This window comes from Paraburkholderia sp. RL17-347-BIC-D (genome assembly GCF_046027915.1).
Classification (GTDB): Bacteria; Pseudomonadota; Gammaproteobacteria; order Burkholderiales; family Burkholderiaceae; genus Paraburkholderia.
The window spans coordinates 1-24,563 of record NZ_JARESS010000046.1; the positions used below are offsets into that span (position 1 = coordinate 1).

General features: G+C 58.3%; 18 protein-coding genes and 2 pseudogenes. 3 read left to right on the forward strand and 17 right to left on the reverse strand.

Translation table 11 applies throughout. The annotated features are described in order from the left end of the window. Nucleotides 1-287, forward strand: a 287-nt coding sequence (locus P0D96_RS37430) for a transposase domain-containing protein (protein WP_408318723.1), incomplete at its 5' end; no start/stop codon positions are given. Between the two features lie 357 nt (nucleotides 288-644). On the opposite strand, the gene P0D96_RS37435 is transcribed toward P0D96_RS37430, so the two are convergent. The 8 genes and pseudogenes from P0D96_RS37435 to P0D96_RS37470 all read right to left on the reverse strand — a co-directional run. Then, a complete protein-coding gene (locus P0D96_RS37435; RefSeq protein WP_408318725.1) occupies nucleotides 645-1,691 on the reverse strand; it encodes an acyltransferase family protein in 1,047 nt (348 codons plus the stop codon). A gap of 239 nt (nucleotides 1,692-1,930) precedes the next feature. Continuing rightward, nucleotides 1,931-3,790 carry a methyltransferase domain-containing protein gene (locus P0D96_RS37440; protein WP_408318727.1) on the reverse strand — a complete coding sequence of 620 codons (1,860 nt, stop codon included), beginning with the start codon at nucleotides 3,788-3,790 and terminating at the stop codon, nucleotides 1,931-1,933. A 136-nt stretch (nucleotides 3,791-3,926) separates the two neighbouring features. After that, nucleotides 3,927-4,859 (reverse strand): glycosyltransferase family 2 protein, encoded by a 933-nt coding sequence (locus P0D96_RS37445; protein ID WP_408318729.1) that lies wholly within the window; start codon nucleotides 4,857-4,859, stop codon nucleotides 3,927-3,929. Nucleotide 4,860: 1 nt separating this feature from the next. Then, entirely contained in the window at nucleotides 4,861-5,910 is a 1,050-nt protein-coding gene (locus P0D96_RS37450) for an NAD-dependent epimerase/dehydratase family protein (RefSeq protein WP_408318731.1), read from the reverse strand. A gap of 706 nt (nucleotides 5,911-6,616) precedes the next feature. Then, the gene (locus P0D96_RS37455) at nucleotides 6,617-6,865 is read right to left on the reverse strand and encodes a hypothetical protein (RefSeq protein WP_408318733.1); all 249 of its coding nucleotides are present in this window, start codon (nucleotides 6,863-6,865) and stop codon (nucleotides 6,617-6,619) included. Between the two features lie 16 nt (nucleotides 6,866-6,881). Further along, nucleotides 6,882-8,453 (reverse strand): GT99 family glycosyltransferase N-terminal domain-containing protein, encoded by a 1,572-nt coding sequence (locus P0D96_RS37460; protein WP_408318735.1) that lies wholly within the window; start codon nucleotides 8,451-8,453, stop codon nucleotides 6,882-6,884. An 876-nt stretch (nucleotides 8,454-9,329) separates the two neighbouring features. Further along, on the reverse strand, nucleotides 9,330-10,526 hold the full coding sequence (locus P0D96_RS37465; protein ID WP_408318736.1) for an acyltransferase family protein: 1,197 nt from the start codon (nucleotides 10,524-10,526) through the stop codon (nucleotides 9,330-9,332). Nucleotides 10,527-10,840: 314 nt separating this feature from the next. Further along, nucleotides 10,841-11,608, reverse strand: a pseudogene (locus P0D96_RS37470) (IS110 family RNA-guided transposase); the annotation flags it as partial. A 224-nt stretch (nucleotides 11,609-11,832) separates the two neighbouring features. On the opposite strand from P0D96_RS37470, the pseudogene P0D96_RS37475 reads away from it, so the two are divergent. Continuing rightward, nucleotides 11,833-12,820, forward strand: a pseudogene (locus tag P0D96_RS37475) (IS110 family transposase). 459 nt (nucleotides 12,821-13,279) lie between these two features. On the opposite strand, the gene P0D96_RS37480 reads toward P0D96_RS37475, so the two are convergent. From P0D96_RS37480 to P0D96_RS37510, 7 genes are all read right to left on the reverse strand, one after another. Next, nucleotides 13,280-15,451 (reverse strand): glycosyltransferase family 2 protein, encoded by a 2,172-nt coding sequence (locus tag P0D96_RS37480; RefSeq protein WP_408318738.1) that lies wholly within the window; start codon nucleotides 15,449-15,451, stop codon nucleotides 13,280-13,282. A gap of 83 nt (nucleotides 15,452-15,534) precedes the next feature. Continuing rightward, nucleotides 15,535-16,431: a glycosyltransferase family 2 protein gene (locus P0D96_RS37485; protein WP_408318740.1), complete on the reverse strand. Its 897-nt coding sequence runs from the start codon at nucleotides 16,429-16,431 to the stop codon at nucleotides 15,535-15,537. Continuing rightward, nucleotides 16,428-17,324: a dTDP-4-dehydrorhamnose reductase gene (rfbD, locus tag P0D96_RS37490; RefSeq protein WP_408318742.1), complete on the reverse strand. Its 897-nt coding sequence runs from the start codon at nucleotides 17,322-17,324 to the stop codon at nucleotides 16,428-16,430. Before rfbD ends, P0D96_RS37485 begins: the two co-directional genes overlap by 4 nt. An 11-nt stretch (nucleotides 17,325-17,335) precedes the next feature. After that, the gene (gene rfbC / locus P0D96_RS37495) at nucleotides 17,336-17,887 is read right to left on the reverse strand and encodes a dTDP-4-dehydrorhamnose 3,5-epimerase (protein WP_408318744.1); all 552 of its coding nucleotides are present in this window, start codon (nucleotides 17,885-17,887) and stop codon (nucleotides 17,336-17,338) included. Then, nucleotides 17,872-18,765, reverse strand: coding sequence for a glucose-1-phosphate thymidylyltransferase RfbA (rfbA, locus tag P0D96_RS37500; protein WP_408318746.1), 894 nt, complete (start codon nucleotides 18,763-18,765; stop codon nucleotides 17,872-17,874). The genes rfbC and rfbA overlap by 16 nt, the downstream gene beginning before the upstream one ends. 10 nt (nucleotides 18,766-18,775) lie before the next feature. After that, a complete protein-coding gene (gene rfbB, locus P0D96_RS37505; RefSeq protein ID WP_408318748.1) occupies nucleotides 18,776-19,837 on the reverse strand; it encodes a dTDP-glucose 4,6-dehydratase in 1,062 nt (353 codons plus the stop codon). 465 nt (nucleotides 19,838-20,302) lie between these two features. Beyond that, nucleotides 20,303-21,214, reverse strand: coding sequence for a GDP-mannose 4,6-dehydratase (locus P0D96_RS37510; RefSeq protein WP_408318750.1), 912 nt, complete (start codon nucleotides 21,212-21,214; stop codon nucleotides 20,303-20,305). Between the two features lie 192 nt (nucleotides 21,215-21,406). Between P0D96_RS37510 and P0D96_RS37515 the strand changes: the two genes are divergently transcribed. Continuing rightward, entirely contained in the window at nucleotides 21,407-22,285 is an 879-nt protein-coding gene (locus P0D96_RS37515) for a symmetrical bis(5'-nucleosyl)-tetraphosphatase (RefSeq protein ID WP_408318752.1), read from the forward strand. A gap of 49 nt (nucleotides 22,286-22,334) precedes the next feature. On the opposite strand, the gene P0D96_RS37520 is transcribed toward P0D96_RS37515, so the two are convergent. After that, on the reverse strand, nucleotides 22,335-23,180 hold the full coding sequence (locus tag P0D96_RS37520; RefSeq protein WP_408318754.1) for a lysophospholipid acyltransferase family protein: 846 nt from the start codon (nucleotides 23,178-23,180) through the stop codon (nucleotides 22,335-22,337). A 72-nt stretch (nucleotides 23,181-23,252) separates the two neighbouring features. Further along, on the reverse strand, nucleotides 23,253-24,533 hold the full coding sequence (locus P0D96_RS37525; RefSeq protein WP_408318756.1) for a dihydroorotase: 1,281 nt from the start codon (nucleotides 24,531-24,533) through the stop codon (nucleotides 23,253-23,255). Nucleotides 24,534-24,563 lie beyond the last annotated feature (30 nt).

The following is a 24,563-nucleotide window of genomic DNA, read 5'->3' on the forward strand; positions in this document are numbered from 1 at the left end:
CGAGCGATGGGCGAGCCCCAGTTGACAATAATGTCATCGAACGCGACATCCGCCCATTCTGTACAGGCAGGGCTTCGTGGCTGTTCAGTGACACGGTTGCCGGCGCGAAGGCGAGCGCCATGATCTACAGCCTTATGCTGACCTGCAGGGCCTGCAACGTCGAACCCTACGCCTATCTCGTGCACGTACTTACCGAATTACCAAAGCGTGCACCGGATGCCGACGTGACTGACCTCTTGCCGTTCAACTTCGCAAAGCTCACCGCCACCATCACTCCTCGAGGTTGATCTGCCCGACACATCTACCCTCGCGCACGTTTCCAACCTCGGTGTGCTAAATCGCGCGCTTACGAATGGTCGACGGCAACAAGCGCTTGCTCGGGACGCGTAGCGACAGAGGGTTGTAGTAAACCGCGGGGCCGGCATACATGCCGGTCCCGCTGATGACAAGAACCGTAGTCCGGCAGAAATCCACGCCAAAGTGCGGTGGTTGGACAATAGTTAGCGGGTCAATGTGAGAGGCAGCATTGCGTGATCTGCTTGCATAGATGGCTCCGGTAGTCCCAATTGTTGAAGTGAGGACGGGCAATCGAGCGGCAGAGCATGCGTATAACTTTTTGTGCTCTTGAAACACTGAAAGTCTGGTTAGGGCGGCATAAACAGGCTGACCTGTCGCTTGCCTGGACGGCTGGGCTTAAATCGAAGCGCGCGCCTTTCTACAAAGCTCCAAGATACGACCGCGCACGGGAGAGTGAACGCAATCGCCAACGCGATTTCGAGGCCGAGATGGATACCCGGGAAGACCATTGTAAGAGTCTGCTGGATCAGAAAAGCATATAGATAGAGGCCGTAAGAGAAGTCTCCGTATTTCGCTAGATTGGGCAGCTTCAGCCTGTTCGACAAACCAACTGCGACCACGACGTAAGGCACCGCAAACGCGGCTCCGATCGCGCTCAAATACTGCACATGGCCTGTCGAAAATTGACTTAGCAGAGCGAATGCAACGAATGCAATGGCAGCGCGCGGCAATGTGAACCTTATTTGTGCGCCTAACATTTTCAGGAGAACGCCGCCCATGAAATACGAACCCATCGCTGCTGCGCTTTTCAACTCCGTCGCGTAAATCATTATTGTTTGATTGCGGTGACCGAGCGACACGTACACGATGCAAAAGAGAATCATTAGCCCGACAGTTGCGGACTTCCGGAAGGGTATTCCGGCTGCAAGCGGCACAATGAGGTACATCGCGAACTCGGCAGGCAGGCTCCACAATGAACCGTTCACGGCGTAGGGATAGGGATTGTGTTCGAACACCCCGTCAAGACGGTAGTTTATGTACATGACCGCGTTAAGAAGATATCTGCCTGTGTCCTGGCTAGCGAAATAGTCGCGCATCGACACTGTCGTGAGTAGCGGCCCTGCAATGAATACAGTCACGAGGACTACCGTGATAAGTCCAGGGAAAATTCGAAGAAACCGCTTGGCCAGGTAGCGGTACACAGACGGGTCAGACATCCAGCTTCCGGAGATCAGGTATCCGCTAATGCAGAAAAAAATGGTGACTCCGTAACTTGCCAGCGTCATCCCGAAAATGGTTGGCTGAGTGAGGCCAACGAGAGAATACGAATGGCCAACGATAACGATCAAGGCGGCGAGAACGCGCAAGAAATCGAAATTTTGGTTGTGCTTCATGGTTTCCGCTGCCCTGATTTTGTTCGAGAGTCGCTATGCTCCCAGTACTAGGCTAGCCGATGTAACCGGCCAACGAAAGGACAAGCATAGGCTGGTAGCGATGATCTCGAAGTTTGAAACCGGTTCGGTATCGATAACTAACTTGAAGCCATCGCTGTGAGTAAATTCGCACCGCGACGATCGCTCGATCCTACAGTTTCTTTTCGACAACGCTGCCCCTGATACCGGCTCTGCGGTCCTCACCGCTTAGCCGTAAGCATCAATTTTATGGCTCGCAAAGGCCTTGCAATCCGCCAGGAGCGCGATGACAAAATTGCGCGCTTGACACCTTCGAGTTGTTCCGCCGTCATTCCCAGACATGCCCCGAGCGAAATCGGCCGAGCACCTGTAAGCCGGCGAAGAACGCGCACGAAAGCGGTTGCGCGCCACGAGGTCGAGTGCAGTAAATCTCGCACTTCAAACAGTTTCTGCAGTGCAATACTACTACCTGGCGACGCGCTGCCTTGAGCAGCATCTCTAGCATCGCAAATTTCCCGAATGCGTCGTGCAGTTCCAACTGGGAATAGCACCATTTCGCTGTCCATTTTTTGGAGAATCCGCTGATAATTTAGCTCCCACTCTTCTTGCGGATGATCAGTTCGCGACGAATGTTCGGCACCCCACCAGCGATAAACAGACGTGATCGTCGGACTCGAAGCCACGCCCACTACGCCAGCTACCCGCATAATAAAGTCCCAATCTTCAGTTGTAGTCAGGGTTTCATCAAATTTGATGTGCAGGTCATGGAATACGCCGCGCGGAAACGCCAGAGCCATGTTAGGAGTTCGATTTACCCGAAGGTGATCGAAAAGCTGGAATTCCGAAGGAAAACACTTATCGAAGCTGCTTGTTGACCGTAACCCCTGCACACCATTGATGAGGACAGTCTCCGCTTCCTGTCGAACGGGTGCCGCGCGCAACAAGCATCCCGGCTTACTTTCCGCCATTTTTCTGAACGTCTCGACCCAATGTCCAAGCGGAACGTCGTCGTCGTCCATAATGGAAATATAATGACCACTTGCGGCCGAGAAACCCTCGTTGAGAGGGCGTGTACGATTTCCGTCGTTAACTAACAGCAACCGAGTCTTGTCTCGCAACCACTTGGGCAGGTCTTCGATGACCTGCTCTACCGCAATCTGCCGTTCTACGTTTAAGTGGTGACCGGTAATAATCCATTCGAAATCAATGCAAGATTGTCCTGCGAGAGTAACGCCCAATTCCTCTAGGCAGTGAATTCGCTTTCCCTGCGTCCTGGTTACGATTGAAAGAAACGGTCTATCTTCTTTCCTTTCGACGTAGATATCGTTGGCGACTTTGGGCCCAGCGAGACATGCATGCACAAACTGATTAACATCTGCGTTGTCGTCGACCTTACTTCGCATCGACTGAAGCAATCCGTTCAGCATCGTACCGTTAGCCAGTGCCGGGTGTGAAGATGGAAACGCTTGGTCGCTTTTGGTCGCCCTCACGTGATACTGAGCGACGGAATGAAGTCCGGCGTGGCGCAAGACACGGTCGAGGACCTGGGCGCTGAAAAGGCGTACGTGCGTATAATCCAGCAAGCCCGCCGCCGTGTAGTCCCATCGGCCAAATGCCAATTTGAATCCAATGTCACGGTGAGCAACATTCGGGACACTAATAACGACTAGCGCTTTGTATTGCGCTGCCAAATCACTGAGCACCGAGAGGACATGATCTCCGTTGCTCAAATGCTCCAGTGTGTCCAATAAAGAGATCGACGCAATCTTCCGATTTCCGACGATCGATAGCAGGTTATCCGCGAGGTCTTTGTCGTTTAAATCGACACGATGCGCCTCAAAGCCTCGCTCCCGAAGCGATACTAGTCCGCTTTCTTCAAGATCCACGCCGACGTACGAGATGTCATTCGCCTCAACCAGCGGTTCCGCAATTCTGCCAAAACCGCAACCAATATCGAGATGAATTACCTCGGTTCCGACTTGCGATGACGACCTGTTGCGCACCAAGAGATCAAATGCGTGCCCATATACATTAGTATGAACAAATTGATTATCGTATTCGTGATATTTTTTGGACTGCATTTACGCGTCTCTGTTGTTTGTATCGTCGCACCAGCATTTGCTGCCAAAGGGTGCATTTCGACATCCGCACAATGTTAAACGCGCGGGACCCGGATATAACTCACCGTCGCTCGTCGTTTTGGCGTGCGATATTCGCCTACAGCGCGTAACGATGCTTGCTGTACAGATGATCAACGAAATAGCCGATCTTGTGCTTCGGGTCGAGTTGTGCGGGCAAGAGCCCCGCATCACGACGCCTTTCGTACTCTAGCGCCGCCTTTCTTTCGTGATCAGCGCCATTGGACTTGAAATACGCGCAAATGGATTCCGCCAGATCTTTTCTTGACCACTTATAGGCGAGAATCATCGCCGCCTCAGCCGAGTAGTAACGCTCTGCCGCAGATGTCGGCCAGCCGCCGTCGTCGGCTAGGCGCTTATCGTGAAATACGAATGCTGCCGGTTGGAAAATAACCCTATATCCAGCGTTTCGCACCATCCACGAAAAATCCACATCATCGCAATACAAAAAGAACGAGTCCGCGTCAAATCCACCCAGTTGCTTGAGCAAAAAGGTTGGAATCATAGCGCAGGCCGTCGAAGCCCATAGAGTTTCGCCTGTCGTGGTGTCATATTCCTTTGGATGCTCGATCGGCAGTTGCTTAGCCTCGACCATTCCTGTCCGGGCCGCTTTGAAACAACCAATCATTCTTTCCAGCAGCCTAGGAGAAGCTACAGCATCGGGATTCTGGATGACGACGAAGTCCAGATCCGTTTGTTCAGCGAGGCAGTTATGCCCTCTCGCTGACCCTAGGTTACCGTCAAAAAATCGATACTCCAACTCCAGCGCGGAACCGATTTGATTGCCCAACCGCTCGATATCGCCCGCGCTAAAAATTGGCACTGGGGAGCAATCACCCAAACGCACTCGCACTCTAGAGCAAGCGCCTGCGCGAACAGCTAACTCGGCCGAACGAGCCATGCTCGTGACAGCGCGCTCAATGGCGACCGGCTCATTGTGGTATAGGATCGATTGCACCTGTACGGAAACGGGCAGACCTTGAGCGACCTTCTCTATCGCGTTTGTTGTCATGTTAGAGCTGCGCCTCGATCCACTTTATAAGCTCCAAAAGTCCCGCTTGCAAACTGAACTGCGGCTGCCAGTCGAGCTTGGTGTGTGCGTGCGATGAGTCACTGAAAGCGTGACGAACATCGCCGAATCTAAACTTGCCTACAACGTGCGGACTAGGCGCGCTGTAAATTTCAGCAATTGCGTTACCCAGTTCGATTAACGTCGTTGCGACCCCAGATCCGATATCAAACACTTCGCCAGACACCCCGTCCTTCTTCACGGCCTGCATGATTGCCGATGCGATGTCATCAATCAAGATGAAGTCTCGCTGTACCAGTCCATCTTCGTACAAAGGAATGCTTTCCTTGCGGCGAGCAAGCTGACAAAAAAGAGAGACGATCCCTGTGTACGAATTAATTAGCGACTGGCCCGGGCCGAAGACGTTTTGAAGTCTCAGAACGACGTACTCGCAGCCCACGGAGTTAGCCCATGACGACAAAATGTTTTCTTGAGCGAGCTTCGTTGCGCCGTAGACACTTACCGGTGCAGGCTTGACCTGGCGAGCATCCATTGCTGCCGGCTTGCCATCGAAATCCCATTTCGCCTCACTCAGTTGCTGCACACTTCGTTGGCCGGGATAGAACAAACTTCCGCTGGGCGATATCCATGCGCCTTCGCCATACGTCGCTCGGCTGCTGGTCAACACAATGCGTTTCGGAACGGCGTTGCGGCGCAAAAATGCGTCGAGCATTACCGTTGTCCCAACAACGTTCGTGTGCGCGTGCCGCGTTGCTTCGGACAATGACTGGCCCGTGCCCGTTTCAGCCGCAAGGTGAATTACGACATCCGGGGTGAAACCGTCAAGTACCCTTTCCCAAACAGCGGCGTCGGTCACGTTTCCTTCGATCAGCTCGCATTTGGCATCTAGGCCAATCGGCCGGGCCCGCGAAGCGTGAATCTGCGGATGCAGGCTATCGAGAATAACAACACGATCAAACCGCAGGCTCAGGTGCTGCGACAGCGCGCACCCAATGAACCCGGCTCCGCCGGTTACCAAACAACTGCTAGCCATTTCTTGTCCCGAGTAATCTAGAAGGAGGATTCGTAAGCTTCAGAAATATTCGGTAGAATTTTACACGGGCGGGACACGCTCGGTAAGCTCACCAAAAGGTCAAACCAAGCGCAGGCCATGCGTTACACATCTTTAAAAACCCCACTTTTATTCTCTTGATGAAATGTTGTGCGATTGATGTACGAAATTGACGCACTACGTCCCTCTTAGGTGCGGTCTTTTAACGACCAAAAGAGTGGGCGCGTGGTCTGCTTGCATCAACGCGTCAGCTTCGCCTTTCGCGTGGTACGCGTTGTATGTTCAGTACCTAAACAGAAGCGTGGGCTACCGGGCAAGGAACGAAACCGCTCGCGCGATAGAGGGGTTCTGGCTAAGCTTGGCGGTCTGCAAGGGGTTCGCCGCGCTGTTTCCGTAGATTGGCGAGTGAGGCGATCCGTCTCGTTTCTTCAATAGCGGCATCATGACCTCCTCTCAACCGGTCGTCACTCCGTTGCGCCAGCGCGTGCTAGATGACACCTTTGGCGTATTGCTACTCTCGGTGATCGGTATCACCTCGGCGCCTGATTCCATAACGGATGGCAGCAGGTGCCTGAAGGCGTTTTTGTTTCAGCCAACCGAAGGACGCGGCGGGATGACGCTGCCATCGAGCAGCGAAGTCATCAGCACACGCACTCGCCTGCTGGGCGTGACGTCGCGGATCAGGCGCTCAGCGCGCGTGCCAGTTCGAAATCGCGGGCATCCTGGTGGTGTGGCGCCTCCAGCGCCACCATGCGCTCGGCCTCGCCGCTGCGAGCGAATGCGGTGACGCGTTTCCAGTTAAGTGTGCATTGACGCGCATGCAGAAGGGAATCTCGCGCTGTGCCAGCGCGGCCACCATGGTCTTGCCGATATAGGCGTGATCGAGCAGAAGTAGATCGGTGTGCGGTTGCAGCACGTCCAGCGCCTCGAACAGCATCTGCCGCTCGGCACCATCAGCCGGATGAAGTGCGGCGTGCAGTTCCCCGCAGCAATCTCCCGAAGAAGCGCACTATCTTAGTCATACGCCAGGAAGTGGACGAAAGTAAAGCCTCGATTTTTTTATCACGCTCAGACACGGCATGCGTCAGAACGGAAAGCTGCCCATCGCGCTCAGCCAGCGCCTGCGTCAGCGCGGAGAGCTGCCCATCGCGCTCTGACACCGCCTGCATCAGAGCAGAGAGCTGTCCATCGCACTCAGACATCGCCTGCGTCAGAGCGGAGAGCTGCCCATCGCGCTCAGCCAGTGCCTGCGTCATAGTGGAAATCTGCCCAGCGCGCTCGGCCAGCGCCTCTTCATAAACCTTGGCTTGATTGGCAATCAATACCGAAAGCTCCACGCGCTCTGCACCAGAAGAGTCTGCAAACATTTTCGTATCCAAGTTTCTTTGCTTCAAGTATTCATCTAAGTGATAGAGAACAATCGATTCTTCGGCGGGCTTGCTCAAGCGAAAGCGCAAATATTCTGGGGCAAGCTGTAACGAAAAGGGCACGAGATAGGCGAAAAGATAGAAACCAAGCCGCCTGATTAACTCGCGCTCATCCCGTGCCGCCAAGATGAAATTGAACGAGCTCTCGCCAAATACATTAACCGGTTTGTTCAGCAAGATCGCCTCCAGCCCGACGCTGGAATTGATGGTCATAATGCGCTGGCATCGTTGAATAAAGGACAGGCTATTAGGCGAGTCGTCGACGTCGAAGCGGCCGCTCCGAATGGAGAAGGAACTGCCGGGGTGTGGGCGCACCAGCGGGCACTCACCATCCCCAGCCATCTGCTGTGTTGCGATGGTCAACAATCCGATGTTGTCCATGCCATTGCCGAAGGCAACCAGATTAGAGTCGTCCTCGACCTGTAGCACCGTGCCCAATTCATGGTCGGGCTGACGGTCGTCGGACTGCAGGAACGACCATGCCCGAGTGAAGAACCGGAGTAGATCGCTTCGCGCGAGAGACAAAGACCAGCCCTCAAACGCGTCGTAGCGGCTCGCACTCTCGGTATCGCCGTTCACGCCCTGAAAATCCAAGTAGCTGGTCTCCCAGAAGATGGGGCCACGCAATGCGCCCAACTCTACGTGGATGACCGGGATGGCCAGATCTGCGCACACCGCTTCCAGCGCGGGAACGTTGCAGATGGTCGCGATCGCTTCAACAGGTGCTGGCGCCGCAGCCAGCAGCCGACGCAGTTCCTGTTCGAACTCACTGTCGCGCTCCGTTAAAAACCGGCGGAAGGCGGCAATCGGATTTTGTCCGGCAGCTGTGACCCACTGCTCAAAACGGCTTTCGTCCAGCCACGCATAATGATGATCTGGAAGCAGAGGATCGTCCGGCAGACTGTAACCAAGCCGCGATTGCATGTCAGGATCGCACTCCCAGCGATTTTTCCACTCTTGCGACGGGCGCACATAGTCCCGCCCCGTAATGAACAGCGCGGATTCGCCGGCCCACTCGGTCAACAATCGGTAGTAAAGCCAGAGGTAAGGGGCGCGCACGCCGCGAAATGGGTAAGGCGGTAAAAAAGCAGCCAGCATTGCAATCCCTGATCACCTAGAAGATAGGACCGTGATTGGCGCATGTATCACGCCGTCAGTTTACGCGACCAGAATTTGAGCGGCCGGACCTGCCGGCGCTGATCAAATTCTTTGCACTTGCCTTACTTGAGCGTCGGAAGCCCGCAGTGAAGCAGGTAATCTCCGCCATTGATAAGCAATGTCAGCATGAACGGCGGGTTGAAGAGCGACCATGGAATCCCCTGACGGAGCCACGATAGAGGCCAATGACTTTCCGCCTGATGGTCACTTCGACGAGACTGCGATTACGCCAACGGGTGGCTATCATTCCACGGTGTGTTAAAAAAAAATAGCGCATCAGGCGAATACTTCTGTCTCGTAAAGCCAATCGACTGTTGCGTCTTCAGAAGCCATTCCGAGTCCGATTAGTTTTTTGTCAGTGGCAAACTTGTCTGGGACACAGGTTCTGCCCGTGCCGTGGTGCGAGCCAATCAAAGGCTGCGTAGATGGCCGCCCCACCCGTCTGAGGCCAGGATAGTACCGGATGTCCATGCTTTTGTCGAAAAATCGGACCGGAAGGGAACGCATTCCGCATCCCGATGTTGACCGACGCAGCCAGTTTCCTTGCATGCAACTGACCGTATGGCAGCACTCACTTCGCCCAAGTCCCGCAGCACGGTTCCCTACCACTAGATCACCACGCTCGATCGTACTGTACCTGTATGTTTTCTTCTTTCCAGCCTGAGTCCCGCAGCAGGTGCGCTCCGGACTGTGGGGTATAGGGGCAGGCCTTCACCCCTCGCTTGAAATCGTGCTGCCCTTCTTAAATATCGCGGCGCTTCGATCGATCGTCTCTTCTGGCCTACGCGTAAATTCCCTTAGCCAATTAACCACACCTTACCCCTCATGTATTAATGATTTTACGCGGCGATTGGGTGTGCCCAGCACCCATGCCGACAAAACGTCAGCAGCGCGCATCGAAGGCCTGTCGACGATCCGATAGAACGCCTCCGACAGCATAACCAGCAACAGCGCTGATGAGAGATATGCGGCCCATACTGCTGGCATGTAAGAAATTCCCAGCAGTTGGTATCGCTCGACGGCCCAGATCGAGAATGAGAATACGAGGGGCCAGTGCAGCAGATACATTGAGAACGAGATACGCCCGAAGTAGACGGGAATATTTGACCCGAAGAACGCATCGATCGGCCGTGAGCCTAGTACACCCGCGACCGTGAACATTGCGCCAAACGCGTACCAGAATGCCCGATGATCAAGATGCGCCGGCACAATGGCCGTCATCCAGTCATACCATCCGGTGTAGTCGTAGCTACCGAGCACCATGCCGATGATGAACAGCAACGTCGACACGCCGCTGCGCTTCTTCAACCAGTCTATCGCGCCATTGAGTAGCGCACCCGCGATGAATGGCATGAAGTAGACTGTAGATGGCGAGATGCATGCCCAGATCGTGAAGGCAATCGTTGCGACAGCCTTGTGGCGTGGGAACAGCGCAAAGGCTGCGAATAGTGCAATCGATCCCCAGAACTCAATCGCTAGCGTCCATAGTGGCCCGTTCCAGGCAAGAGTGGCAGGATCACCCCTAAATGCGACGCCGACGAATGCCGCATGCAGGGCAGCGCGGATGCTCGGCACATGCTGATACGTCGCGCGCGCCCACCCCGCGAACGATGCATCCGGTATATCCGATGCACGAATCCAGCCAAGGCGCATCAATAGAAGCGCGAACGCGATGGAGGCGGCGGCCGGGAAGATCAGGCGCGGATAGCGTTTCACTGCGCCAGCTGTCAGCGATGCGATATCACCCGTTTTCCAGAATTTGCGCGTAAGGACGTAGCCGCTGAGTACAAAGAACACCGACACCGCGAAGTCCCCATTGTAGAGCAGGGTGAACGGAGCGCTCGATAGCCAAGTTTCCCAGTGCCAGACCAGGACGAAACCGGCCTGATCGAGAGCGCGGCCGCGCGCAAGATACGGGAAGAATACGTAGAGAAAATGGCAACTGAAGACGCTAACGCACGCCAGACCGCGCAGGCCTTCGAGGGATAGATTTTTGGTGTTCGTGGTCTTCATCACGTCACATGAAAACAAAATTGAGCGCAGTCTACAACAAGATTTTGTAAGGGATAGCTGATATCGATGCATGCAACTCCTTACAGTAAAGTTGTTTTTCGGAAAAACATAATCAAATGAATGGCCTAGCGACGGTTGGCAACACCACGTAGCGCTCGATAACCGCCTTAGCGCTGTTTTTTTTCATCCGCACGAATTCCCACAGCCGCCCATTGAGATGCGTTTTTCGGGATAACGCCGAGGAAAACGACGCCTTTGAAGCACTGACGACCGAAGAGGCATTCAGGACGAAGGTGTTCGAATCCTTCGATCACACCTGTGCTGTATTGCCCGGGAACCAGTCCGACAGAAGCTGCGAAGTCGCGGCTGCAGCCATATTGCTTGCCGTCTCCCATCTCGGATGGCGAGCACGCTAGCCGTGATGGGTCTCCCACACCAGGAACGCTCAACAGACGCTGGCCGAGGTCGTCGTCGGCAAGCTGCATCTTTATATCCTTATCGATTTCGACAATCTGTTTGCTGAGGTATTTGAAATGGACGTGTAAACGTTCAAGGATAGCAACCAGTCCGGGGGGGGGCAGCGAGCGTTCTGCGAGCACGGCCGGCAAGTGCGCGATGCCTGTCAGACCGATCGGCAGGCCGAATTCGAGCAGAAAGCCGTGAATCTGATTGATGGTCTTCGTGCGATCACGAGTCAACGACTCGCGCACGCGATGCAAGGCTGACAGCGTTTGTTGCGATTCAGTCTTCGGCGTGACGAAGCGCATCGAAGGACGTGATGCCGCCTCACAGATCGCTTCCGCGTCGACAAAATCATTCTTGTTGGCCTTCACGAACGGACGCACGAAATGGGGCGAGATGAGTTTAACCTGATGTCCGAACGTCGCTAGCTTGCGCGCCATGTAGTGGGCGCCTGCGCACGCCTCCATGACCACGGTGCAGGCGTGAAACGTAGCGAAGAACTCGACGAGTTGCTTGCGGTTCACCTTCTTGCGAAATACAAGCTTTCCGCACTCGTCTTGACCGTGAAGGTGAAGTGAACGTTTGCCGAGATCGACTCCAACCAGCGTTACGTTTTGCATGATGGCCCCCGGTGAAAGAGAACACCCTACAGCGATATTTGCGCAAAGGGTGGGGTGACCATCTTGTATTCTGCTTACGGACGGCGGTCACGCAGCCTGATAACCATCATGGGCCTGAAAGCCCGTTAATGAGCATTCGGCGCGTGACCGCTACCGTTCTTCGATAAGCCCGAACAGTTGCTTGAATTCAAATTCGCATTCACAAGAATGGGAGCCGGAGAACAATGTCTGGAAAAATCGCCGTCGGAATTGATGTCGCAAAAGCCACCCTTGATATCGCATTCGGAGCAACCGGTATCGTTGCTACCTATCCCAACACGCCAGGAGGCCACGAAGAGCTTCTCGCCGCCCTTACTGGTTGCCAGGTTGACCTTTGTGGTACTGGAAGCGACCGGAAGCTATGAGATGGCGGTTGGTTGTGCGTTACAAGGCGCCGGCTACGCAGTTGTTATCGTGAATCCGCGGCAAGCCCGCGACTTCGCGAAGGCAATGGGAAATCTCGCAAAAACCGATCGGATCGATGCACGCGCTTTGGCGCAGCTTGCTCAGGTGCTTGCGCAGCGAACTGACAGGGACAAGATAGTCAAAATCCTGCCTTCGCCACTGCAACAGGAGCTTCAGGCCCTCGTTGCCCGCCGACGCCAGCTCGTCACGCTGCTGCCGTCTGAGCGGCAACGACTTGGAATCAGCCACGAGGCCGTGCGCGGAAGTATAGCCACCGTCATTGAAGTTCTTCAAGGTCAGCTCAAGGCCGTTGAAGCAGCCTTGGCAAAACATGTCAAGGCGCATCACGCCGGCCTTGTCGAACTGCTGTCCAGCGTTCGTGGAGTTGGTCCCGCTACTGTCGCCACGCTGATCGCCGACGTGCCGGAACTTGGCAAGCTGACGCGACGTGAGGTTAGCGCATTGATCGGCGTAGCCCCATTCAACCGCGACTCAGGAGCGTTTCGCGGCAAACGAATGATCTTCGGTGGACGTGGAGCCGTCAGGCGCATGCTGTACATGGCGACATTAGCGGCTGTTCGCTTCAACCCGGTTATCGGGAACTTCTATCAGAGACTTGTCGCTACCGGTAAGCCGAACAAGGTTGTTCTGGTCGCCTGCATGCGAAAGCTGCTAACTATCCTCAACGCCATCGCAAAAACAGGAAAGCCGTGGGATGAAAACCATCCACACGGCTTGACTGTCAAGACAGTTGCTCACTACGTATAAATAATCAGTCCGCTGAAAAGAATCAGCGCGGACGCCTTACTGTTTAACCCTTCGCCGGCCCAGCGCCTTAAACACGACGCTAAAAACAAAGAGATAGACCAGCAAAGTGAGGATTGGCGTAACGATCATCCACACGGGGCCGAGCGCCGAACCACGGAATTTAGTCGCAAGGACCACGGCGGACAAAGTCCCGCAAGAGCGACCGATGCCGCAGAACAGAAATTTGCGTTGATAGATTCCGACAAATCGTCTGCGTTTCGATTGTCCGAACCGATGCAATCGGTGCCAAAAAATTCCGGCGGCGCGTTGACAGGCGCGCCGGAACGTAATGAATATTTCTGGATACAGCCGCCGCCATCTTAACCAGGCTCTCTGAAGTAGCGGACTGAACCTAGTCAAATCAGGCGCTGCGCGCCGCAAGGCCCTTCGTGCAGGCGTCAGGCCGCCTGAGCCGCACGGCTATTCGAACTGACCGATGCGCGGCGGCGACGCCAGCGTAAACGGCAGAACCTCGGCGCTGAGTGACAGATTGGGGTTGTATGCCGGGTCCCGTTCGTACCAGCCCTCCCAGCGTGCCTCCATGCGGCGAATCTCACTGACGAAGCGCTCGTATTTCACGGGGTCATGGTCCGAGCCACGCGTGGCCGATTCGTGGTGGTACAACTCGGCATACGGCGTCCAGATGTTGCGGTAGCCCGCCTTCAGCAGCTTCATGCAGAAGTCCACGTCGTTGAAGGCGACCGCCAGTTCTTCTTCCATGCCCCCCACTTCGTCGTACACCGACTTCTTGACGACGAGGCAGGCCGCGGTCACCGCAGACAGATTCTGCATCGCCACCGCACGGCCGAAGTACCCGTAGTGTCCACGCTGCATCATGTGATGCATGTGGCCGGCGATCCCGCCGAGACCGAGCACCACGCCGCCGTGCTGCAACGCATCATTCGGATACCACAGACAGGCGCCCACCGCGCCGGCGCGCGGCAGATTGGCCAGACTGACCATTTCATTCAACCAGTCCGGCGAGATCACCTCGATATCGTTATTCAACAGACACAGGAATTCGCCGGTCGCCACGCGCGCCGCGTGATTATTCAGAGCCGAGAAATTGAACGGCGATTCATCGCGCAATACGCGCACATTAGGACGCTGCGACACTTCGTCGAAATATCTCAGTGTCTCCGGCTTCACGCTGCCGTTGTCAACAATGACGATTTCGAAGTTCTGATAAAGCGTCCGCGCAAAAATACTCTCCAGACATTGCTCGAGCAGCGCGAGCCCATCGCGCGTCGGAATGATGATCGACACTTTGGGCTGCGGACTCGGCAGCGTGTAGCGCACGCGCAGCACGCCGAGCGTTTCGATTGGATGCTCGACCGTCGCGCTGACTTTGGCCCGCTTCAGGTGATCTTCCAACGCGCGAATCGCGGCGATCAACGCATAAGGCTTCTCGCTGCCGCTGCCCGCCGTGCTGCCGGGCACGATGCGCCAGTGATACAGCACATGTGGAATGTGGATCACGCTGTCGTCGCCGGCAAGCTCCACGCAGCGCAACGCCAGGTCGTAGTCCTGGCTGCCTTCGAAGCCCTTCCTGAAACCGCCCGCTTCCCGAACCAGCTTCGTCTCGAATACGCCCAGATGGGAAAACATGTTCTGGGTCAGGAACATTTGCGGGTTCCAGTCGCACTTGAAGTAAGGCGTGGTGCGCTTGCCCTCGGTGGTGAGCTTGTCTTCGTCGCTGTAGAACATCCGGCCTTGCGGATGCAGATTGATGTAGCGCGCCACCATGTACAGCGCGTGCGGCGGCAGCAGGTCGTCGTGATCCAGCAAGGCGACGTATTCGCCCGTTGCAAGCGCGAGCGCACTATTGCTGGCTTCGGAAATGTGGCCGTTCGTCTCGCGGAACACGACCTTGATGCGGCTGTCGGCAGCGGCCAGCTCCTGCAGGACGACCTTGACCTGTGGCTGGGTCGACGCATCGTCCGCGATGCACAACTCCCAATGCGGATAGATCTGCGCCTGAACCGAGGCAACCATTTCGCGCAGCAAACGTTCGTCGCTATTGAACGTCGGCACGACGACGGAGATCAGCGGCTTACGCGCCAAGCGGCCGATATCCGCTTCGATTTCGAGTTTCCTGGTCGGCGTGACCGTGTCGTACAGGCCAATCCACTCGTGGTAGACCTCGTCACGCGGCGGACCGTCGGCGAAACCGCGGCCGCTTTTGAGCCGGCGCACGCGCGCCACGACGCCCGGCAGACCTTCGCGCCGGATCGTCGACGCGTAGTAGCCCAGCGCGCTACCCAGCCCGCCCCTGACCTCGGCCTGGCGGCTAATGGTGCTGAACGCGAGGCGCACCGCCTGCACGGCGCGGGCAAGCGAGCGCAGCGGCGCCGTCACCCGCCACGAGGTCGAATTGATTAAAGCGGCATTCTCAACTTCCAGTTTCAGAATCCGATTGTTCAGCTTCGCGATCGACTCGCCATCGCGCAGCGCATCATCAAGCAGTTTTTCGAGCAGTGCCACACGCCCCTGAAGATGGCGCATATCCTCCGCACCATGCGACAACGGCTCATCTTGGGAGACGTCCTGACTGACTACATCCTGCTGATGCTCACCAAATTTTGTGTTCATGCATTTCCTTCCTGCTCATCCGACGAGCTGACTGCTGCTCGTAGGTTCCTGACCAATGGCACTGACTACCGCCGCACCGCGTTCTAAAGCCTGCCCAACCGCCCGCGAATGCCGTCCCACATGCCAAGCAACGCCATTTTCAAATGGGCCATCCGCTGCGAGGGCATCAATGAATAGATGACGAGCCGCACGGGAAATTTGACCAGTTCGGACGACTTCCACGTCCAGGGCACATAGGAACGGCCAATCAGCACAACGGCATTGCGGAACAGGTAGTAGTGGCGCAACGGGCTATGCATGGGATACGCGCGGCCCAGTACGCGGACCGGCTCGCCGCCGAGTTCATGGCTCATGTGTACCCATGGCACGCCCAGCACACGATAGCCCTTCTGCTTGGCACGCACACACCATTCCAGGTCGACAAAATCGATGAAAAGCGCGTCGTCCATCGGACCGATGCTCGACCACCAGCGCAAATTGATGCACGACCCCGACGAAATCAGGAAGTCGACCTCGATGGGCTGATCGCCCTGCGGCACGATCCGCTCCAGCATGCCCCACTTGAAGCGCACGAACGGCGCGAGGCCGCGCAGGCGCGCATCTTCGTAGGCCGGGCCCGCCAGCGCGACGCGCTCTCCTGAAGCGTTGGCCGCGTCGATGACCTTCGGCAACTCCGTGAACAGCGACGCGGGCGGCTTGCTGTCCTGATCGAAGATGATCGCCATGTCGAAGCCGCCGCGAATCAGCGCTTCGACGCCCTGATTGATCGCTGTCGCAATGCCCGCATTCTCACCGTTGGGCAGGTACTCGATCGCGCCGGCTAGTCCCAGCTCGCTCGCTGGGCGCACGTCCGGCGTGTTGTCGACCACCACGCAGTGCATCCGTGCGGCGAGCCGGTTGGCCCGCTCGATACAGGCCGCATCGGGGTTGTAGAAAACAACGACGGCCCCCGTACGCGATGTCAGCGGCGTGCTGCTCAACGCTCGGCCAGGCAAAGTTGCAAGGCATCGCGCCAGTCCGGCGCCTGCACGCCGAACGTCCGTGCAAGCTTGTCATTCGACATGCGCGAGTTGCCGGGCCGCTTCGCCGGCGTCGGATAGGACGCAGCCGGGATCGGTTTGACGGTCGGCGTTTTCGCCAGACCCGACAGTTCGAAAATGGCCTCGGCAAAACCGTGCCACGATGCCGAACCCGTCGCGGTCAGGTGATAAACGCCCGAATGCTGCTGCCACCAGTCGCTCTGGCCCGGCGCCGCTGCCTGCGCGAGTACGTTCGCAGTGAGCGCCGCAATCGTTTTCGACCAGGTCGGCGCGCCGACCTGGTCGGCGACCACGCTAAGCTCATCGCGCTCCGCGCCGAGGCGCAGCATCGTCAACAGGAAGTTCTTGCCGCGCGTGCCGTACACCCAGCTCGTGCGGAAAATGAGGTGCGCGCAGCCGCTCGCGGCGATGGCCTGCTCGCCGGCCAGCTTGGTGCGCCCATACGCGTTTTGCGGATCGGTGGGATCGTCTTCGACGTAGGCACCATCTTTCTCGCCGTTGAACACGTAGTCGGTCGAATAATGGACCAGCGCCGCGCCCAGCTTTTTCGCTTCTTCAGCGAGCATGCCGGGCACTTCGCCGTTGATGCGCATGGCGAGATCGAGTTCCTCTTCCGCCTTGTCGACCGCGGTATACGCTGCGGGATTGACGATCAGCGTCGGCCGGATGTTGCGCACCACGGCACGCACCTGATCCGGATCGGACAGATCCATCGCGGCGCGGTCCACCGCGACCACCGTGCCGAGCCCTTGCAGCGTACGAGCGAGCTCGAAGCCCACCTGGCCATTTACGCCGGTGACGAGGATCGTCCGCTTGGCATCATGTGCGCTCATGCTCCCGCCCCTTACTCGAACACGTCAGCATCGGCAAGACGCTTGGCCGCCGCGTCTTTCGCAGCCAGCAGCGGCTCGACGTCGATCGGCCAGTCGATACCGATCGCCGGATCGTTCCAGACGATGCTGCGCTCATGCTCGGGATACCAGTAGTCGGTGGTCTTGTAGAGAAACTGCGCGGACTCGGACAGCACCACGAACCCGTGCGCGAAACCGGGCGGCACCCACAACTGGCGGTGGTTGTCGACCGACAAAACCACGCCGGCCCATTTGCCGAAATTCGGCGAACTCTTGCGGATGTCGACAGCGACGTCGAACACCTCACCTTCGACGACGCGCACGAGCTTGCCCTGCGCATTCTGGACTTGGTAATGCAATCCACGCAGCACGCCCTTCGCGGAGCGCGAATGGTTGTCCTGCACGAACTCGACGCCCGGCTCGACCTGCTCGGCGAACTCCTTCGCGTTGAAGCTCTCGAAGAAAAAACCTCTCGCATCGCCGAACACCTTCGGCTCGATGATCTTGACTTCAGGCAACGCGGTAGCGGTTACTTGGATGGCCATGCCACTTGATCCGTAAGAATGTTTTGCAGATATTGCCCGTAGGCGTTTTTGGCGAGCGGTTTGGCGAGCGCCTGCAACTGCTCGCCGTCGATCCACTGTTGCCGGTAGGCGATCTCTTCCGGACACGCGACCACCAGGCCCTGACGCTTCTGCAGCGTAGCAATAAACGTGGCCGCTTCGATCAGCGAATCATGCGTGCCGGTATCGAGCCACGCGTAACCACGGCCCATGATCTCAACATTGAGCGCGGCGTTGGCGAGATAACGCGAGTTGACATCGGTGATTTCGAGTTCGCCACGCGGTGACGGCTTGATGTCCGCGGCAATGTCGCAGACCTGTTTGTCGTAGAAGTACAGACCTGTGACCGCGTAGTTCGAACGCGGCTTGGTCGGCTTCTCTTCAATCGACAGCGCGCGGAACTGCTTGTCGAATTCGACCACGCCATAACGTTCAGGATCGTGGACGTGGTACGCAAAGACCGTGGCGCCTTCCGCTTTCCCGTTGGCGCGTTCAAGCTGCTTCGCGAGATCGTGGCCGTAGAAAATGTTGTCGCCAAGAATCAGCGCCGACGGATCGTTGCCCACAAAATCCCGGCCGATGATGAACGCCTGCGCGAGCCCATCCGGCGACGGCTGAACCGCGTACTGGATATTCATGCCCCACTGGCTGCCGTCGCCCAGCATCGCTTCGAAGCGCGGCGTGTCCTGCGGCGTCGAAATGATCAGCACGTCGCGAATGCCCGCCACCATCAGCGTGGAGAGCGGATAGTAGATCATCGGCTTGTCGTACACGGGCAGCAACTGCTTGGAGACCACATGCGTGATCGGATACAGGCGTGTGCCCGAGCCGCCCGCGAGAATAATGCCTTTGCGCGCCATTGCCGTGCCTTTACGCGCGCTGCGCGTAGTTGGTCTCAACCCACTTGCGATAGTCGCCGGAGGCGACTTCGTCCGACCACTCCTGATTGTCCAGATACCACTGCACCGTTTTCGCGAGGCCCGTTTCGAACGTTTCCGCAGGCTTCCAGCCGAGTTCGCGTTCGAGCTTGCGCGCATCGATCGCATAACGGCGGTCGTGGCCCGGACGATCCTTCACATAGCTGATCTGATCGCGGTATGACGCGCCCGCCTTCGGACGCAACTGATCGAGCAGGTCGCACAGCGTATGCACGACCTCGAGGTTCTTCTTCTCGTTCCAGCCGCCGACGTTGTACGTCTCGCCCGGCGTGCCGCGCGCGAGCACCTCGCGGATCGCGCTGCAATGGTCGCCGACATACAGCCAGTCGCGCACGTTCTGACCATCGCCATAGACCGGCAGCGGCTTGCCGCCGAGCGCGTTGGCGATCATCAGCGGAATCAGTTTCTCGGGGAACTGGTACGGACCGTAGTTGTTCGAGCAGTTCGTGGTGAGCACCGGCAGGCCATACGTATGATGGTAGGCGCGCACCAGATGGTCGGAACCCGCCTTGGTGGCCGAGTAAGGGCTATTCGGCGCGTACGGCGTAGTCTCGGAGAATTGCGGATCGGTAGCGGAAAGCGAGCCGAACACTTCGTCGGTCGACACGTGCAGGAAGCGGAACGCGGCCTTGTCGGCCTCGCCGAGCGCATTCCAGTAATGGCGGGCCGCCTCGAGCAGCGTGAAGGTGCCGACCACGTTCGTTTGCACGAAATCAGCCGGGCCATGGATCGAACGATCCACATGGCTCTCGGCGGCAAAATGCAGCACGGCACGCGGCTTGTGCTCGGCAAAGAGCGCGTCGAGCGCGGCGCGATCGCAGATATCCGCGCGCACGAAAATGTGCTTCGGATTGTTTTGTTGCGACTTGAGCGTACCCAGATTGCCGGCGTACGTCAGCTTGTCCACGTTCAGTACCGCTTCGTCCGACGCATTGAGCCAGTCGAGCACGAAATTGGCGCCGATAAAACCGGCGCCGCCCGTTACCAGAATCATGAAATTCCCTTCTAGATGTTTGGTAGCAGGTCGAATAGGCTGACTGACCTGCTCCCACGCGTTGTGGTGTCGGAATCTTGTCGACGCCCGCCGCCGCCCTGACATTGCGGGCGGGCGCTCAAACGCCAATCTTATGAAGCCCCGATTATAAAGCCGCCTAAGGCAAAAACTAGAACCCTAACAACTTGAAACAGCTTGACAAGTTTGGTTTCCATCATTTAATCCCGCCGTCACTTTCACGATAAATGTCGCTGTGAACGGCCGCAGGCATGATGGAGCGCCGCGCCGATGGAACGGCTAGCGGCCTGATTCAACGCGACGCACCGGCAAAACGGGAGGCAAACGCCGCACACATCTGAACAAATCAGCATGCAATGCGAAGCATTATGATTGTTTATACGCGATCGAAAGCCGCGCGTCACCATGACCCAAAAAGATGGCGGATTGCCGCGCGGGTGCGGCCGATTATGCCGCCAGCATCCAGCGCAGCGTATCCGTGAACGGAATGGCCTCGACTTTCGGCACGAGCGTGCGCAGCTTGGCGGGCGAACCGGCCAGCATCTTTACATCGGTTTGTCGCACGAAGGCGGGATTGATCTGAATCTCGAGCTCATGCCCCGTCAGATTGCTTGCCGCCGAGAGAATTTCGCGCAACGTGAAAGGCGTGCCGGTGCAAACATTGACCGTTTCCGAAGCGGCCTCGGAGTCGAGCAACGCTTCATAGGCGTTCGCCACGTAGCGCACGTCGGAGAAATCGCGCGCAACGTCGATATTGCCGAGTTCGATCGACGGTTCGCGGCGCGCGAAGTGCTCGACGATCTTCGGCACGAGGAAGTTGGACGCCTGGCCGCGGCCGGTATAGTTGAACGGACGCACGATCAGGATCGGCAGGCGGTCGAACCAGGTCCGCACCATGGTTTCCATCGCCGCCTTGCTGGCCGCGTAGTGATTGACCGGCGTGACCGGAAAGCTCTCGTCGATGGCGTCGCTCGTCACGTTGCCGTAGACGTTCGCGCTGCTCGCGATCAGCAGCTTGCGGGGCGTATGGCCGACTGCGGCGCACGCCTCCAGCAGATTCAGCGTGCCGATTACGTTGACGCGGTAAAAGTCGAGCGGATCGTTATGGCCTACGAAGCTGATCGCGGCCAGATGGACAATGTAGTCGGGGCGCGCGGTTTCGATCACGCGCCGGCAGGCATCCGGCGACGTGATGTCGAGCCTCAGGCGCGTCGGCGTTTCTGGCTCGTCGCGCCCGGCGACCGTTTCGATCACAGTGTGGCCGCGAGCGAGCAGGTTATCGACCAGATAGCGGCCAGTGAAGCCGCTCGCCCCGGTGACGAGCGTACGGATAGGTTGCTCTGCATGAAAAGACGACATGCTTTCTCCGTTCATGAAAGTCATCCTGTTGTGTCGCAATATCGCGGGGTCCTGCACCAGGACGCTTGCCAGCCGCGCCTGACGCGATATCAACCCTTCAAACGGGCTATTATGTCACGCTAATATGTTGCATTGCCCAACGCGGCACGCCTCGTGCGTAACAGCGTGTATCAAACCGCACTCATTTCCTTGATGACACCGTCCACCACGTCTTCCGCTGTTTCCGATCCGTCCCCACTCCCGCTCGCTTTCGGCGATCTGCAAGGTTGCCGCACGCCGTTCCAGCAGCTGCTGGCCAAGGCCGCGCCGCCGACCGGTACGCCGCTGTGGTTCGCGGGCGACCTGATCAACCGCGGCACCGAGTCGCTGGCCACATTGCGCGACGTCATCGCGCTCGGCGAGCAGGCGGTGCCGGTGCTGGGCAATCACGATCTGCATCTGCTGTCGGTGTCGGCGGGGATTCGCAAGTCGAAGAAAGGCGACACGATCGACGAGATTCTCGCCGCGCCGGATGCCGCCGACCTGCTCGAATGGATCCGCCACCGTCCGATCGCGCACTTCGACAACGGCATGCTGATGGTCCATGCGGGCGTGCTGCCGCAGTGGGATGTGAACCTGACGCTCGAACTCGCCGACGAATTGCAGCGCGCCCTGCGCGCGCCGAACTGGAAAGAGACGCTCGCCGGTTTGTACGGCAACGAGCCGAACCGCTGGAAACCGGGACTGAAGGGCATCGAGCGGCTGCGTTTGACGTGCAGCGCGTTGACGCGCATCCGCTTTTGCAACGCCGAAGGCGTGATGGATTTCAGCAGCAGCGGTGGCCTGAACGCGGCGCCGCCGGGTTGCATGCCGTGGTTCGATGTCCCGTCGCGCAAGACCGCCGATGTGACGGTGGTGTTCGGTCATTGGGCCGCGCTCGGCCTGATTTTGCGTGACAACCTGATCGGACTCGACTCAGGCTGCGTGTGGGGCGAGCAACTGTCCGCCGTGCGTCTCGCGCAAAAGCCCGCGGAACGCACGCTGACGCAGGTCGATTGCGAAAACTGCCGCGCGCCGGGCGGCGGCAACTAGCTCGCCGCGGTGACGCGGCCGGATGAAAGGCCCGAGGTCAGCCCAAATGTTAGGCCGAACGCCCTGACTGGTCGACCTGATCGACTGGTTCTTCGATCAGCGTTGCCACGGCGGCGGATGTGGCGGCCTGCTCCGCCATCACCGCGCCAGTTATCGCGGTGCCACTTTGCATCGCCTGCAATGCGGCCGCAATCACACCTTCCGCTTCTGCCGCCAGCGTGCGCCGGTCCGCGCCTGGCGCGAGCGGCGCGCAAACATAGATATGCGCGGTGAGCGATCCGCCGCGCAGCAGCAGATTCAGAGAATCGGCGAGCGACAGATCGTCGATATAGGCAGGCGCGGTGGATTGCCGGCCCTGCGCGTCCTCATACATGATGCACAGCGGCTGCACCGCCGCCGACGCCGACACGGCCGCCTGAAACATGTTCGCGTGAAACGGCAGCAGCGCGAGACCGTTGGATGTGGTGCCCTCGGGAAACACGCACATCAATTCGCCCGCGCCCAGGCGGTCGGACAGTTCATGCATGATCCGCTTCGCGTCGCTGCGCTTTTCGCGCTGAATGAACACTGTGTCCAGTTGCTGCGCGAGCCAGCCGACCACCGGCCATCGCCGGATCTCGGCCTTCGAGACAAACGGTGTGGGCCGCCACGCATTGATCACGTAGATGTCGATCCACGAGATGTGGTTGGCGACCACCAGCGCGCCGCGATCGAGCCGTGCGCTGTCGTTATGCACGACGAGCCGCATGCCGCACAGGCGCAACATCTTCAGCGACCATTCGCGATTGAGCGTGTGACGCACATGGGCGCTGGCTTTGGGAAAGCGCGTCGCCACGATCCACATGCCGTGCAGCAGATGGGCGACGAGACGGGCCTTGCGTAACGCGAGCTTCATGGTCGGAGCGTTCCTGATTGGGCCACGAACTGGCTTATGAGCGGGACGACGAGAGTAGCAACACCGCGGCGATCAGCGCTGTTCGAACGCGACGTGCCCGGACACGATGGTCGCACGCACGCGCGCCGGCAATTCGTAGCCGAGGAACGGCGTATTGTGCCCCTGGCTCTTCAACGCGCGCGGCTCGACGCGCCAGTAAGCATTTCGGTCGAACACGCAAAGATCGGCCACGCCGCCCACGGCGATACGACCGGCCGCGTCCAGATTGAGCACATCGGCCGGCGCCGTGGTGATTCGGTTCAGCGCCTTGGCGAGCGGCACGCCTGCTTCGTCGGCCCACTTCACCGTCAGGGACAGGAACAGCTCCAGCCCGGTCGCACCGGGCGTGGCCTCGGCGAAGGGCAGCAGCTTTTCGTCGTCGTCGACGGGCGTGTGGTCGGAGCAGATCGCGTCGATCGTGCCGTCGACCAGACCCGCGCGAATCGCTTCGCGATCGCGCTGTTGACGCAACGGCGGGTCGAGCCGGAACTGCGCGTCGAAGTAGCCGATGTCGAGGTCGATCAGATGCACGTGATTCACGGTGACGTCGCACGACACCGGCAGGCCCTCGGCCTTCGCCGCGTGCATCAGCGCGACGCCCGCCGCCGACGACACGTGCGACAGATGCACCCGTGCACCGGTCACGCGCACCAGTTCGAAGATGGTGTGCAGCGCGATGGTTTCCGCCGACACCGGCACGCCCGACAGCCCCAACCGCGACGCCAGCGCGCCGCTCGCGGCCACGCCGCCCTTGCCGAGATAAGCGTCCACGGGACGCAGCCACACGGTGTAACCGTAGGTCTTCGCGTATTGCAGCGCGCGCATCAGCACCTGAGTGTCGACCACCGGCACGTCGGCCTGCGAAAAGCCGATGCAGCCCGCTTCGGTCAACTCGACCATCTCGGTGATGACCTGCCCCTTGAGGCCGACCGTCAGCGCACCGAGCGGATACACGTGCGCCTGATCCAGATTGCGCGCGCGGAACTTGAGCATCTCGACGAGGCCCGGTTCATCGAGCGTCGGATCGGTGTCCGGCGGACACACGAGGCTCGTCACGCCACCGGCGAGTGCCGCGGCCATTTCGGATTCGAGCGTCGCCTTGTGTTCGTAGCCCGGCTCGCGCAAACGCGCCGAGAGATCGACCAGACCCGGCACGACACACAGGCCTTTGGCGTCGATCGTCTTCGCCGCGTTGAACTCCGCGGGCGCGTTGCCGATGGCGACGATCTTGCCCGCTTCGATAAAAATGTCCTGCTGCTGTTCGGTGCCCGCTGCCGGATCGATCAGCGTGCCGCCTTGAATATGAATCTTCATGCGCTGCCTTATGTTCAACCTAACGTTCAG